This window comes from Pseudomonas sp. FG98, from assembly GCF_057808595.1.
This window is the reverse complement of the sequence record NZ_JBMDIJ010000020.1, coordinates 1-14196: the sequence shown is the minus strand read 5'-3', so window position 1 is coordinate 14196 and position 14196 is coordinate 1. Positions and strand designations below refer to the sequence as shown.

Sequence of the window (14196 nt, the reverse complement as noted above, 5' to 3'; positions counted from 1 at the left end):
ATCTTGTTATGCGCCGACCACAATCGGCTTCGCCAGGTTCGGGCGCAGGGTGTCACCAGCGGCTGCTGGGGCGACACCGGCCTCGAACTCGGGACGGAAGTATTTGATGGCACTGCCCAGCGGCTCGACGGCACCCGGTGCGTGAGCACAGAAGGTACGGCCAGGGCCGAGGAAGTTGACCAGCTGCAGCAGGGTGTCGATGTCCTCGCGCTTGCCCTGGCCTTTTTCCAGGGCGCGCAGCATTTTCACGCTCCATGGCAGGCCGTCGCGGCATGGGGTGCACCAGCCGCAGGATTCGCGGGCGAAGAACTCTTCCATGTTGCGCAGCAGGGAAACCATGCTGATGCTGTCGTCCACCGCCATGGCCAGGCCGGTACCCATCCGGGTGCCAACCTTGGCGATGCCGCCGGCGTACATCTGGGCGTCGAGGTGCTCGGGGAGCAGGAAACCGGTACCGGCGCCGCCTGGCTGCCAGCACTTGAGCTTGTAGCCGTCGCGCATGCCGCCGGCGTAGTCCTCGAACAGCTCGCGGGCGGTGACGCCGAATGGCAGCTCCCACAGGCCCGGGTTCTTCACCTTGCCGGAGAAGCCCATCAGCTTGGTGCCGTGGTCTTCGCTGCCTTCGCGGGCCAGCGACTTGTACCAGTCGACGCCGCCATCGACGATGGCCGGCACGTTGCACAGGGTCTCGACGTTGTTGACGCAGGTCGGCTTGCCCCAGACGCCGACGGCGGCAGGGAAGGGCGGCTTGGAGCGCGGGTTGGCGCGGCGGCCTTCCAGCGAGTTGATCAGTGCGGTTTCTTCACCGCAGATGTAGCGGCCGGCACCGGTGTGCACGAACAGCTCGAAATCGAAACCGCTGCCGAGGATGTTCTTGCCCAGCAGGCCGGCGGCCTTGGCTTCATCGATGGCGCGGTTGAGGTTGCGGGCGGCAGTGGTGTATTCGCCACGCAGGAAGATGTAGCCGCGGTAGGCCTTGAGGGCGCGGGCGCTGATCAGCATGCCCTCGACCAGCAGATGGGGCTGTTGCTCCATCAGCATGCGGTCCTTCCAGGTGTTCGGTTCCATTTCGTCCGCGTTGCACAGCAGGTAGCGGATGTTCATGGATTCGTCTTTCGGCATCAGGCCCCACTTCACGCCAGTGGGGAAGCCCGCGCCACCACGGCCCTTGAGGCCGGAGTCCTTGACGGTCTGGACGATATCGTCCTGGGACATCTGCGAGAACGCCTTGCGCGCGGCGGCGTAGCCGTTCTTGGCCTGGTACTCGTCGAGCCAGATCGGCTCGCCGTCGTCACGCAGGCGCCAGGTCAGCGGATGGGTCTCGGCGTTGCGCGCGATGCGGTTGGCCGGGCCGAAGGAAGTGATGGTCATACGTAACCCTCCAGCAATTTGGCAACACCGGCCGGCTGCACGTCACCGAAGGTGTCGTCGTCGATCATCAGGGCCGGGGCCTTGTCGCAGTTGCCCAGGCAGCACACCGGCAGCAGGGTGAAGCGGCCGTCCGGGGTGGTCTGGCCGAGGCCGATGCCCAGTTCGCTCTGGATCTGGCCGACCACGGATTCGTGGCCGCCGATGTAGCAGACCATGCTGTCGCACACGCGGATGATGTGGCGACCGACCGGCTGGCGGAAGATCTGGCTATAGAAGGTGGCCACGCCTTCGACGTCGCTGGCCGGGATGCCGAGGATCTCGCCGATGGCATGGATGGCGCCGTCCGGCACCCAGCCGCGCTGCTTCTGGACGATCTTCAGGGCTTCGATGGACGCCGCGCGCGGGTCCTCGTAGTGATGCATCTCGTGCTCGATGGCCGAGCGCTCGGTTTCGCTCAGGGCGAAACGGTCGGTTTGGATAAGCGTGCTGTTCATGCTTAGCGGTCCACGTCAGCCATAACGAAGTCGATACTGCCCAGGTACGCGATGAGGTCCGCGACCATGCTGCCGCGGATCACCGAAGGGATCTGCTGCAGGTGCGGGTAGCTCGGCGTGCGAATCCGGGTGCGGTAGCTCATGGTGCCGCCGTCGCTCGTCAGGTAGTAACTGTTGATGCCCTTGGTCGCCTCGATCATCTGGAAGGATTCGTTGGCCGGCATGACCGGGCCCCACGAAACCTGCAGGAAGTGGGTGATCAGGGTTTCGATGTGCTGCAGGGTGCGCTCTTTCGGCGGCGGCGTGGTCAGCGGGTGATCCGCCTTGTACGGGCCTTCCGGCATGTTGCGCAGGCACTGGTCGATGATGCGGATACTCTGGCGCATCTCCTCGACACGGACCATGCAGCGATCGTAGGCATCGCCGTTGTGGGCCAGCGGTACTTCGAACTCGAAGTTCTCGTAGCCGGAATAAGGACGGGCCTTGCGCAGGTCGAAGTCGAGGCCGGTGGAACGCAGGCCGGCACCGGTGACGCCCCAGGCCAGGGCTTCCTTGGTGTTGTACTGGGCAACGCCGATGGTGCGGCCCTTGAGGATGCTGTTCTGCAGGGCAGCCTTGGTGTACTCGTCGAGGCGCTTGGGCAGCCATTCGACGAAGTCCTTGACCAGCTTGTCCCAGCCGCGTGGCAGGTCGTGGGCGACGCCACCGATGCGGTACCAGGCCGGGTGCAGGCGGAAACCGGTGATGGCTTCGATCACGGTGTAGGCGCGCTGACGGTCGGTGAAGGTGAAGAACACCGGGGTCATGGCGCCGACGTCCTGGATGTAGGTACCCAGGAACAGCAGGTGACTGGTGATACGGAAGAACTCGGCCAGCATCACGCGGATGGTGTCGACTTTCTGCGGAACCTTGATCCCGGCCAGTTTCTCGACCGCGAGCACGTACGGCAGGTTGTTCATCACGCCGCCGAGGTAGTCGATGCGGTCGGTGTACGGGATGAAGCTGTGCCAGGACTGACGCTCGGCCATCTTCTCGGCACCACGGTGGTGGTAGCCGATGTCCGGGACGCAGTCGACGATCTCTTCACCGTCCAGCTGCAGGACGATACGGAAGGCACCGTGGGCGGACGGGTGGTTGGGGCCGAGGTTGAGGAACATGTAGTCCTCGTTCGCGCCCTGGCGCTTCATGCCCCAGGCTTCCGGATTGAAGCGCGCGGCTTCTTCTTCCAGTTGCTGCTTGGCAAGGTTCAGGGTGAACGGATCGAACTCGGTGGCGCGGGCCGGGAAGTCCTTGCGCAGGGGGTGACCTTCCCAGGTCGGCGGCATCATGATCCGGGTCAGGTGCGGGTGGCCCGGGAAGTCGATGCCGAACATGTCCCAGACTTCGCGCTCGTACCAGTTGGCGTTCGGCCAGATACCGGTGACGGTCGGCACGCTCAGGTCGGTTTCGCTGAGGGAAACCTTGATCATCACGTCGCTGTTACGTTCCACCGAGAGCAGGTGGTAGAACACGGTGAAGTCGGCACCCGGCAGGCCGCGGCGCTGGGTGCGCAGGCGCTCGTCGACACCATGCAGGTCGTACAGCATGCTGTACGGCTTGGCGACGTTGCGCAGGAAGGTGAGGATCTCGATCAGGCGGGCGCGGTCAACCCACAGCACCGGCATGCCGGTACGGGTGTCCTGGGCGGTGAACGCCTCGGCGCCAAAACGGTTGTGCAGTTCGACGACCACATCCTGGTCGTCAGCCTTGTAAGGCGGAATATAAATAGCGGTGTCCGCTGTCATGGTCTCGGTCGCTTTCGGTCAACGTAGAGAATGAAGCCAGGCCGCCGGTTCCTGGGAACGGGCGGCAGGTCGCTGGATCAGACTTCGTCGGGGCTGCGCAGGTTGGTCACCTGCATACGCTGTTCACGGCGCAGATCTTTCTGGGCCGGCATCTCGGCGCGGTACACGCCTTGATCGCCGACGACCCAGGAAAGAGGGCGTCGCTCCTGGCCAATCGATTCCTGCAACAGCATCAGGCCTTGCAGGAATGCTTCAGGGCGAGGCGGGCAGCCGGGTACGTAGACATCCACGGGGAGGAACTTGTCGACCCCCTGGACGACCGAGTAGATGTCGTACATGCCGCCGGAGTTGGCGCACGAACCCATGGAAATGACCCACTTCGGCTCCAGCATCTGCTCGTACAGGCGCTGGATGATCGGCGCCATCTTGATGAAGCAGGTGCCGGCGACGACCATGAAGTCGGCCTGACGCGGGGATGCCCGGATCACTTCGGCGCCGAAACGGGCGATGTCGTGCGGCGCGGTGAACGCCGTGGTCATCTCCACGTAGCAGCAGGACAGGCCGAAGTTGTATGGCCACAGGGAGTTCTTGCGACCCCAGTTGACCGCGCCACTCAAGACATCTTCGAGCTTGCCCATGAAGATGTTCTTGTGGACCTGGTCCTCTAGCAGCGAATCGGAGACGGTTTCCCGTTCTCCGATTGGATACTGCTCGTTGGGCGCATCCGGATCGATTCTGGTGAGATTGTATTGCATTGCCAAAGCCTCATTGTTTCAGCTTCGCTTGCCGCTTGCGGCGACCCACGGGAGCCCAATCGAGCGCCCCGACCCGCCAAAGGTAGACAAGACCTGCCAACAGAATTGCTATGAAAACGAGAGCTTCGACGAATCCGGTCCAGCCGCTTTCGCGGACGGACACAGACCATGCAAAGAGAAAGAGGGCTTCGATATCGAAGATCACGAACAGCATCGCGACCAGATAGAATTTGGCCGACAGGCGCAGACGAGCGCCGCCGGTAGGCAGCATGCCGGATTCGAATGGTTCGTTCTTGCTGCGACCCCAGGCCTTGCTACCGAGCAGGCTGGACAGGCCGAGCATGAAGGCGCAGAGGCCGACGACACCCAACAGGAAAATGGCGAAACCCCAGTTGTGGGCGATCAGTCCGGTCGAATCGGGCATGCTGAGAATCCTTAACAGAGCACGTGGTCTCTGAGCGTAAAAAGAGTTTAGAGCAGTGACGATATGTCGCAGCGGGATCTATCGCGCTGATTTTATGGGTAAACCTGGTGCAAGTAAAATTTCTCCGGCAAATTTATTCGTAGGATTAAGAACAAAAATCTTTCGTAAGTGCCTGTAGCCCTTGTATTTCGGGCATTGGCCGCGGTTTCGTTAATTATGTTTCTTGCAGTATGTAAAGAATCGCAAGTTTCGAAATGATAATTAATATCATTTGACGATCTCCTGTTATTCCTACTGTTCAAGTCAACTAAGAAGTTCATCGACTTTCTTCCTGCAAGTTATTTGCAACCTGCGTTCTAGACGCTTTTGTTCGCTGGCGTTGCGGCCTGGGTCAAAGGTTCGGTGAATCCTTGTTGCCGGTGCGCCGAGGCGGCTATGGCCCACTGGCCGAGCCAGTAGAGCAGAATGATCAGGTAAGGCGCGGCGGCAAACGGGCTGACGAAGCGATCGATGCCGATCAGGCTGTCCGAGAGCACGAAGCTGACTGCGCCGATGGCTGCCAGGCCGGCGCAGGCGAGGGCGCGCCAAAGCATGGCGCTGATGACCAGCGCATAGGCCGCTACCGGTATCAGCAGATCCCCCAGGCCATTCCAGGCCAGCACGCCGAACAGGACGCTGCCACAGGCAGCTGCGATCAGCAGCGCGCCAGGTGCGCTTCTGTGGGTGTGGTCGAGGTAGGCGCGCAGGTAGGCGAGGTGGGCGCAGAAGAAGGCGGCCAGGCCGATGACGAACAGGTCGGCGGGCCAGGCCAGCGCCAGGTCGCCAAGAATGGAAAAGCCAAGGCCGGTCAGGATCCAGCGCCGGTAGGTCCCTTGGGGTGCGCTGGCGATCCAGAGCATAAGGGTCAGCACTGGTAGTGGCTTGGCTGCGAAGGCAAGCCAGGTGTTGGCGCTAGCCGTTGCATATATATAGAGGGCGCCGCCGATCACGGCGAGGCTGCAAAGCGTGGCGGAGCGGGGCATGGCCGGTCCTTGTCCGTTGGCGTGCAGCAAGCATAGCCAAAGTATTACGCCTTGCCGGGTATTGTCGGGGATGAAAAAGCCGCGGCCCGGAACCCCATCACAGGTTCCGGGCCGCGGGTGTCACCCGAATGTCACCGATCGGTCAGATCAGTGGAACTGCTCTTCTTCGGTGGAGCCGGTGAGGGCGGTAACCGAAGATTTGCCACCCTGGATCACGGTGGTCATGTCGTCGAAGTAGCCGGTGCCGACTTCCTGCTGGTGGGCAACGAAGGTGTAGCCCTTCGAAGCGTCAGCGAACTCCTGCTCCTGCAGCTTGACGTAGGCGGTCATGTCGTTGCGGGCGTAGTCGTGCGCCAGGTTGAACATGCCGTGCCACATGTTGTGGATACCGGCCAGGGTAATGAACTGGTGCTTGTAGCCCATGGCCGACAGCTCGCGCTGGAACTTGGCGATGGTCGCGTCGTCCAGGTTCTTCTTCCAGTTGAAGGAAGGCGAGCAGTTGTAGGACAGGATCTGGTCCGGGTATTCCTTCTTGATCGCTTCGGCGAAGCGACGGGCTTCGTCCAGGTCCGGCTTGGCGGTTTCGCACCAGATCAGGTCGGCGTACGGGGCGTAGGCCAGGCCGCGGGCGATGGCCTGGTCGAGGCCGGCGCGCACCTTGTAGAAGCCTTCCGGAGTACGGTCACCCACCACGAACGGCTGGTCGTACGGGTCGCAGTCGCTGGTCAGCAGGTCAGCGGCGTTGGCGTCGGTACGGGCCAGAATGATGGTCGGTACGCCGGCAACGTCGGCTGCCAGACGGGCAGCGGTCAGCTTCTGTACGGCTTCCTGGGTTGGAACCAGTACCTTGCCGCCCATGTGGCCGCATTTCTTCACGGAAGCCAGCTGGTCTTCGAAGTGAACGCCGGCGGCGCCTGCTTCGATCATGTTCTTCATCAGCTCGTAGGCGTTCAGTACGCCGCCGAAACCGGCTTCGGCGTCAGCCACGATGGGTGCGAAGTAGTCGACGTAGCCTTCGTCGCCAGGGTTCTTGCCGGCTTTCCACTGGATCTGGTCGGCGCGACGGAACGAGTTGTTGATGCGCTTGACCACGGTTGGAACCGAGTCCACCGGGTACAGCGACTGGTCTGGGTACATGGATTCGGCCGAGTTGTTATCGGCAGCCACTTGCCAGCCGGACAGGTAGATAGCCTGGATACCGGCCTTGACCTGTTGGACTGCCTGGCCACCGGTCAGGGCGCCCATGCAGTTGACGAAATCTTTCTCAGGGCGGAAGGACGGGTGTGCGCCCTTGGTCACCAGGTTCCACAGTTTTTCCGCACCCAGGCGAGCCAGGGTGTGCTCTGGCTGGATCGAACCACGCAGACGGACGACATCGGCAGCGGTGTAGGTACGGGTCACGCCTTTCCAGCGCGGGTTCTCGGCCCAGTCTTTTTCGAGGGCTGCAATTTGCTGTTCGCGTGTCAGTGCCATGGAAATAAACCTCGTCGCATAGGTCTTGGTGAAAATTGTTCGCTCTGTCGGCTGCGCTGTTTCTTACAGGGGCAGCACCGAATGCTCGCGGCTCAGGGACGCTGGCGTTGAATCAGTCTAGTCGGGCGAAATCGCGACGGTGAACGATGGGGCTCGGAGGAGGAGGCGAGCGGGTGCCGGCAGCTGTCGGGCAGGTTGGCTCGTGGTTGCCGTGCTGCTTCGATCAGGGTGTGCCATGTACCGTTTGATGCGCTTCCGTCCCTCGGGACAACTTCGTTCCAGTCGTAATCTCGTCCAACGCGCCTTGTGGGCTGTACAGACACGAATCGGCTTCGGGGGTAGGTTCGAAGCGCGACCCGAAGGCCCTTGCCAGGGCCCCTGATTAGCGGGAGCGGGGCCATCATGCCTCTGCGATTTGAGGTCGTCAAATGTTTTGTAGTGGTTTTTTCACTCCACTACATCTTTGGTCTAATACGACTCGTCAGTCAGTTTCAAGGCCGTTGGTCGAGGCCTTGATTTCCCTGGGGTCAGTCCAATTCGTCGACTTTTACCCGCAAAGTCATGTTTTCACCGCGCTGGGTGGAGTAGGAGAGGGCCGAGGCAGAGCGTTCGGCCTGACTTTGACCATTGACCCCCGCCAGGGTGATCCATTCGCCCAGCTTGCCGGTGACCTTTGTGTCGGTGCTTTGTACTTTCACTACATCGGGACGTTCCTGGCTCATGCGGTCATTGTTGGTGCTGATGGCCAGGTGAACGGTTTCACCCGAGACGCTGGCGGTGACATAGAACCCCTGGGTGACGTTGCGGTACTCGGTCTGGCTCTGCAGGCGGCCGTAGCTGTCGGTCTGGGTGCTGGTGACAGGAATACTCTGGCCGACCTGGATCAGCGCCGGAGTACCTTCGCTGGCCTGGACCTGCTGCAAGCCGCCCTCGCGATTGGCGGTGCCGTAGCGAATGATCCGGGTGTTGCCACGGTTGTCCTGGAAGTTGCTGTCGTTGTTGTCGACGCTGATCAGCAGGCGCTTGGGCGCGGTATCAAGATCGCGGAGCAGGGTGCGAAGTTCGTCGATCTTGCCGGGTTCGGCCTTGACGATAAGCTTGTTTTCGAAGGCGCTGACGGTGCCGTCCTTGCCGATGAAGGACTGGGCGGTGGGGAGGATTTCCGCGCTGGTGCGGTGGTTCAGGGGGAGTACTTCGGTGGCGGCTGCAGCGCTGAGGCTGAGCGACAGAAGCAGGGAGGCAAGCAGGGGGCGTAGCGACATGTCCATGGTCTCCGCGGGTGGAGTGGACATGATGGCAAAGATTGTTTGCGCTCGGGAGGATTTGCTGTGGTTTTGCGGGCCTCATCGCTGGCAAGCCAGCTCCCACGAGCTTTGTGGGAGCTGGCTTGCCAGCGATCAAGGTCACAGCGGTTTAGAGTCGCGAACCATGTCTACATGGGGAATCCCGGCTTCCAGGAACTCCTCGCTGACCACCCGGAACCCGAGGCGCTCGTAGAACGCCGTGGCATGCACCTGCGCCGTCAGCATCTGCTGGCTCAGGTCGCGGTTCTGGGCTTCGATGATCGCGGCCTGCATCAGTGCATCGCCGACCTTCAGTCCGCGCCAGTCCTTGAGCACCGAGACCCGGCCGATCTGGCCGTCCTGCAGCAGGCGGGCGGTGCCGATGGCGTAGTCATCCTCGACGGCGAGGAAGTGGATGGCCTCGTTGTCGTCCGAATCCCATTCCAGCTCTGGTGGCACGTTCTGCTCGGCGATGAACACCGCCTCACGGATACGGCGGATATCCGCATTGTCCTTCTGCCAGTCGGCCAGGCGGACCTTGATCTTATTCATTGGCGAACCCCAGGCTTCCTTGCTTGACCAGTTGGCAGACCAGTTCCAGGCCGACTTCGTCGCCCAGCCACTCGCCCAGATTCTCGATATGCAGAGCGTCGGCGGAGCAGATCAGTTTCAGCAGCTCGCGCAGGTTGCCCGGCAGCAGGCGGCTCTGGCCGCTGGCGAACAGCAGCAGGTTGTCGTCCACTTCCGACCAGGCCAGGCGCGCGCTCGGGTTGCGGATGATGATCGCGCCCTGTTCCAGGCTGTCGACCAGCTCTTCTTCGTTGAGCTCTTCGCCGCTGACCAGTTCCGGGTAGCGTGGCTCGGTCATGAACTGGCCGAACCAGGTCAGCAGCAGGCGCTCGTCGCCCATGTGCTCGTTGAGCAGGGACTTCAGGCGGCCCAGCGCGTCGTGCTGGATCTGGTGCGGGTCGTCGCTGACCGGCTGGGCGTCGGCGTCGCTGTAGCGCTCTTCGTCAGTGAGGAACTGGCCGAGGAAGTCGGTGAAGTGGGTCAGCACTTCAGCGGCGCTCGGGGCGCGGAAGCCGACCGAGTAGGTCAGGCAGTTGTCTTCGGCGATGCCATAGTGGGCCAGGCGCGGTGGCAGGTAGAGCATGTCGCCGGGTTCCAGGACCCATTCGTCGCTCTGCTCGAAGTCGGCGAGGATGCGCAGGTCGGCGTGTTCCAGCAGCGGGCTTTCGCTGTTGCACATCTGTCCGACTTTCCACTTGCGCTTGCCGTGGCCCTGGAGCAGGAACACGTCGTAGTTGTCGAAGTGCGGGCCGACGCTGCCGCCGGGCGCTGCGAAGCTGATCATCACGTCATCGATGCGCCAGCTTGGCAGGAAGCGGAAGTGTTCGAGCAGTTCGGCGACTTCCGGGACGAACTGGTCGACCGACTGCACCAGCAGGGTCCAGTCACGCTCCGGCAGGGTGCCGAAGGTGTCTTCGTTGAACGGGCCGCGGCGCAGTTCCCACGGGGTTTCGCCGTGTTCGAGGACCAGGCGCGACTCGACTTCTTCTTCCAGGGCGAGGCCGGCCAGTTCGTCGGCATCGATGGGGCTTTCGAAATCGGTAAAGGCCTGACGGACCAGCAACGGTTTTTTCTGCCAGTAGTCGCGCATGAACTGGCGCGCGGTCAAACCGCCGAGAAGCTGCAGTGGGGTATCAGGATTCATGGTTAACCTATTGAAAAAAGACAATTTTCTTTCAGGAATAAAAACGCCCGGCTCGGCCGGGCGTTAAAACGCGGGTCGCAGATCAGACGCGCTTGGCTTGCTCCGCTGCGTTACCGATGTAGCTGGCAGGGGTCAGCTTCTTCAGCTCTTCGCGAGCGTCGGCAGGCATGTCCAGGCCATCGATGAAAGTCTGCAGCGCTTCAGGGCTGATGCCCTTGCCACGGGTCAGCTCCTTGAGCTTCTCGTAGGGGTTTTCGATGTTGTAGCGGCGCATCACGGTCTGGATCGGCTCGGCCAGGACTTCCCAGCAAGCGTCCAGGTCGTCGGCGATGCGGCTGGTGTTGATTTCCAGCTTGCCGATGCCTTTCAGGCTGGCTTCGTAGGCAATCACGCTGTGGGCGAAGCCGACACCGAGGTTGCGCAGCACGGTGGAGTCGGTCAGGTCACGCTGCCAGCGCGAGACCGGCAGTTTGCTGGCCAGGTGCTGGAACAGAGCGTTGGCGATGCCCAGGTTGCCTTCGGAGTTTTCGAAGTCGATCGGGTTGACCTTGTGCGGCATGGTCGAGGAGCCGATTTCGCCGGCAACGGTCTTCTGCTTGAAGTAGCCCAGCGAGATGTACCCCCAGACATCACGGTCGAAGTCGATGAGGATGGTGTTGAAGCGGGCGATGGCGTCGAACAGCTCGGCGATGTAGTCGTGCGGCTCGATCTGCGTGGTGTACGGGTTGAACACCAGGCCCAGCTCGTCTTCGATGAAGGCGCGGGCGTTGGCTTCCCAGTCGATCTGCGGGTAGGCCGACAGGTGGGCGTTGTAGTTACCTACGGCGCCGTTGATCTTGCCCAGCAGCGGCACGGCGGCGACCTGGGCGATCTGGCGCTCCAGGCGGTAGACGACGTTGGCCAGTTCCTTGCCCAGGGTGGTCGGCGAGGCGGGCTGGCCGTGGGTGCGCGACAGCATCGGCACTTCGGCGAAGCGGTGGGCCAGTTCGCGGATCGACTGGGCGATCTGGCGCATCAGTGGCAGCAGGACGTTGTCACGGCCTTCGCGCAGCATCAGGGCGTGGGACAGGTTGTTGATGTCCTCGCTGGTGCAGGCGAAGTGGATGAATTCGCTGACCTTGGCCAGTTCCGGCAGTTTGGCCGCCTGCTCCTTGAGCAGGTATTCGATCGCCTTGACGTCGTGGTTGGTGGTGCGCTCGATTTCCTTGACGCGCTCGGCGTGCTCAAGGGCGAACTCATCGGCCAGGCCGTTGAGCAGGGCGTTGGCTTCGGCGGAGAAGGCCGGGACTTCGGCGATCTGCGGGTGGGCAGCCAGGCGCTGCAGCCAGCGGACTTCGACCAGGGCGCGGAAACGGATCAGGCCGTATTCGCTGAAGATGGGGCGCAAGGCCTGGGTTTTGCCGGCGTAGCGGCCGTCTACAGGGGAAACCGCGGTGAGCGAAGAGAGCTGCATGGCGTGTTCTCGGACAGTCAGGCTTTTAAGAGGGCGCATATCATACATGAAAATCGCGCCCGGGTCGGGTGGCTGACAAAAGGTATTTGTCAGCCGCGAAGCATCGGGTAGAGCTCGCGCAGGAGCTTGCGGCGGCTGAACACCAGCTGCCAGCGGTGTCCGCCGAGCTGGCGCCAGAGGCGCGCGGCGCGGATGCCGGCAAGCAGCAGGGCGCGGATCTTCGACGCGTTGTTGGTTTGTTGCAGATGGCGCATGTCGCCGTGGACCTGGATGCGTTGGCGCAGGGTGCTCAGGGTGTCCTGGTACAGCGCGCCACTGGAAGCGATCACGTTGTCGTGGACCAGGCCGAAATGATCGGCCTGGGACTGGATCTGTGGCAGGCGGTTGCCGATGGTCTCCAGCATGTCGCCGCGCTTGGCCAACTGGCGTTCCAGGCCGAGCATCGACAGGGCATAGCGCAGCGGTTCGCGCTGCAGGCTGCCGGGGTCGCGCTCCAGGGCGCTGGCCAGGGCGCGGTAGCCATCGCGCAGGTTCAGGTCGTCGCCGCCGAAGACTTCCAGGGTGTCCTTGGGGTCGCGGACCAGCAGGCTACCGAGCATGCAGCCGATATCGGCCTCGCTGGCGCTGCCGGTACGGGCGATGCGGTCCACCAGTACGGCGGCCTGGAATACGCCGCCGAGGGCAATCAATTGCTCCTGGGTCTGGGTCATGCGCGAGCGCTCCACGGCTCGGCGATCTCGATCACGCCGCCGCCGAGGCAGACTTCACCGTCGTAGAACACCACGGACTGGCCGGGGGTTACCGCGCGCTGCGGCTCGTCGAAGGTGGCGCGGTAGCCGTTCCCGGTGCGTTCCAGGGTGCAGTCCTGGTCGCTCTGGCGGTAGCGCACCTTGGCGGTCAGGCGGCGTGGCATGGAGAGGTCGATCGGGTTGACCCAGAAGATTTCCGAGGCGAGCAGGGCGCGGGAGAACAGCCAGGGGTGTTCGTTGCCCTGGCCGACTACCAGCACGTTGCGCGCGAGGTCCTTTTCCAGCACGTACCACGGCTCGTCGCCGGCGTCCTTGAGGCCGCCGATGCCGAGGCCCTGGCGCTGGCCGATGGTGTGGTACATCAGGCCGTGGTGGCGGCCGATGACTTCGCCGTCGGTGGTCTGGATTTCGCCGGGCTGGGCCGGCAGGTATTGCTTGAGGAAGTCGCTGAAGCGGCGCTCGCCGATAAAGCAGATGCCGGTGGAGTCCTTCTTCTTCGCCGTGGCCAGACCGTGTTTCTCGGCGATGGCGCGGACTTCCGGCTTCTCCAGTTCGCCCACCGGGAACAGGGTGCGGGCGATCTGCTCGCCGCCGACGGCGTGGAGGAAGTAGCTCTGGTCCTTGTTCGGGTCCAGGCCCTTGAGCAGTTCGGTGCGGTCGTCGATATCGCGGCGGCGCACGTAGTGGCCGGTGGCGATCAGGTCGGCGCCGAGGGACAGGGCGTAGTCGAGGAAGGCCTTGAACTTGATTTCCCGGTTGCACAGGATGTCCGGGTTGGGCGTGCGGCCGGCCTTGTATTCCTCGAGGAAGTGCTCGAAGACGTTGTCCCAGTACTCGGCAGCGAAGTTGGCGGTGTGCAGCTTGATGCCGATGCGGTCGCACACGGCCTGGGCGTCGGCCAGGTCTTCGCGGGCGGTGCAGTACTCGGTGCCGTCGTCCTCTTCCCAGTTCTTCATGAACAGGCCTTCCACCTGGTAGCCCTGCTCCATCAGCAGGAGGGCGGAAACGGAAGAATCCACGCCGCCGGACATGCCGACGATCACGCGGGTCTTTTCGGGGTCTTGGAGAGCTGGCTCGGACATGGGTATGGGTGCGTATCTGGAAAAAGACGACGATTCTATCAGGCTGCGCCCGGCAAGGCTAAAGGCGCGCTCAGTTGCGGATCAGGTCCAGGCTGTGCAGCGGCCCGCCCAGGTAATCCTCGATGCATTGCGGTACCAGCTCGCTGCGCCAGCGCTGCGGGTCGGCGAGGAGTTCTTCGCGGGTCATCCATACGGCGCGGACGATATCGCTGTCCAGGGCGCGGTTGGCATGGTGCCTGACGGGTTTTGCGGCGAAGCAGATGCGCTGGTAGGTCACGCCGTTGCTCGGGGCAGTGTAGAGGTAGATGCCGACCACGCCGGTCAGCTCGACGTCCCAGGCGGTTTCTTCGAGGGTTTCCCGTAGTGCGGCCTGGAGCAGGGTTTCGTTGGCTTCGAGGTGGCCGGCGGGCTGGTTGAAGACGTGCTTGCCGGCCTTGAACTCCTCGACGAAGAGGAAGCGGCCCTGGTCTTCGACGACGGTGGCGACGGTGATGTGGGGTTGCCAGGTCATGCTGGGTTCCTTTTTGGTGTTCTGGCTACGCGAGCCCTGTGGGAGCGGGTTCACCGGGACGCCGGACCGCCGCGATTACGA

At 62.8% G+C, this 14196-nt stretch carries 14 protein-coding genes; all 14 read right to left on the bottom strand.

Features of this window, described 5'->3' with window-relative positions; genetic code table 11:
• Positions 1-6: 6 nt before the first annotated feature.
• The 14 genes from nuoF to ACODSK_RS14730 all read right to left on the bottom strand — a co-directional run bounded on the left by nuoF (position 7) and on the right by ACODSK_RS14730 (position 14115).
• Positions 7-1371, bottom strand: a complete 1365-nt coding sequence (gene nuoF, locus ACODSK_RS14795; protein WP_489017079.1) for an NADH-quinone oxidoreductase subunit NuoF — start codon at positions 1369-1371, stop codon at positions 7-9.
• On the bottom strand, positions 1368-1865 hold the full coding sequence (gene nuoE, locus ACODSK_RS14790) for an NADH-quinone oxidoreductase subunit NuoE (RefSeq protein WP_042125476.1): 498 nt from the start codon (positions 1863-1865) through the stop codon (positions 1368-1370). Before nuoE ends, nuoF begins: the two co-directional genes overlap by 4 nt.
• A 2-nt stretch (positions 1866-1867) precedes the next feature.
• The gene (gene nuoC, locus ACODSK_RS14785; protein WP_489017078.1) at positions 1868-3649 is read right to left on the bottom strand and encodes an NADH-quinone oxidoreductase subunit C/D; all 1782 of its coding nucleotides are present in this window, start codon (positions 3647-3649) and stop codon (positions 1868-1870) included.
• A gap of 77 nt (positions 3650-3726) precedes the next feature.
• The gene (locus tag ACODSK_RS14780; RefSeq protein ID WP_330077033.1) at positions 3727-4404 is read right to left on the bottom strand and encodes an NADH-quinone oxidoreductase subunit B; all 678 of its coding nucleotides are present in this window, start codon (positions 4402-4404) and stop codon (positions 3727-3729) included.
• Between the two features lie 10 nt (positions 4405-4414).
• Positions 4415-4828, bottom strand: coding sequence for an NADH-quinone oxidoreductase subunit A (locus ACODSK_RS14775; protein WP_009400986.1), 414 nt, complete (start codon positions 4826-4828; stop codon positions 4415-4417).
• A 356-nt stretch (positions 4829-5184) separates the two neighbouring features.
• Entirely contained in the window at positions 5185-5850 is a 666-nt protein-coding gene (locus tag ACODSK_RS14770; protein WP_489017076.1) for a lysoplasmalogenase, read from the bottom strand.
• 147 nt (positions 5851-5997) lie between these two features.
• The gene (gene aceA / locus ACODSK_RS14765) at positions 5998-7323 is read right to left on the bottom strand and encodes an isocitrate lyase (protein ID WP_075803220.1); all 1326 of its coding nucleotides are present in this window, start codon (positions 7321-7323) and stop codon (positions 5998-6000) included.
• Positions 7324-7850: 527 nt separating this feature from the next.
• Positions 7851-8585, bottom strand: a complete 735-nt coding sequence (locus tag ACODSK_RS14760; RefSeq protein ID WP_489017074.1) for a secretin N-terminal domain-containing protein — start codon at positions 8583-8585, stop codon at positions 7851-7853.
• 141 nt (positions 8586-8726) lie between these two features.
• Positions 8727-9158: a GNAT family N-acetyltransferase gene (locus ACODSK_RS14755; RefSeq protein WP_489017072.1), complete on the bottom strand. Its 432-nt coding sequence runs from the start codon at positions 9156-9158 to the stop codon at positions 8727-8729.
• Entirely contained in the window at positions 9151-10320 is a 1170-nt protein-coding gene (locus ACODSK_RS14750; protein ID WP_489017070.1) for a ribosomal protein uL16 3-hydroxylase, read from the bottom strand. The genes ACODSK_RS14755 and ACODSK_RS14750 overlap by 8 nt, the downstream gene beginning before the upstream one ends.
• An 82-nt stretch (positions 10321-10402) precedes the next feature.
• Positions 10403-11773 carry an adenylosuccinate lyase gene (gene purB, locus ACODSK_RS14745; RefSeq protein ID WP_489017068.1) on the bottom strand — a complete coding sequence of 457 codons (1371 nt, stop codon included), beginning with the start codon at positions 11771-11773 and terminating at the stop codon, positions 10403-10405.
• 89 nt (positions 11774-11862) lie between these two features.
• Positions 11863-12483, bottom strand: a complete 621-nt coding sequence (gene hflD / locus ACODSK_RS14740) for a high frequency lysogenization protein HflD (RefSeq protein WP_489017067.1) — start codon at positions 12481-12483, stop codon at positions 11863-11865.
• Entirely contained in the window at positions 12480-13604 is a 1125-nt protein-coding gene (gene mnmA / locus ACODSK_RS14735; protein WP_489017065.1) for a tRNA 2-thiouridine(34) synthase MnmA, read from the bottom strand. The genes hflD and mnmA overlap by 4 nt, the downstream gene beginning before the upstream one ends.
• Before the next feature lie 70 nt (positions 13605-13674).
• On the bottom strand, positions 13675-14115 hold the full coding sequence (locus ACODSK_RS14730) for an NUDIX hydrolase (protein ID WP_489017064.1): 441 nt from the start codon (positions 14113-14115) through the stop codon (positions 13675-13677).
• Positions 14116-14196: the final 81 nt, after the last annotated feature.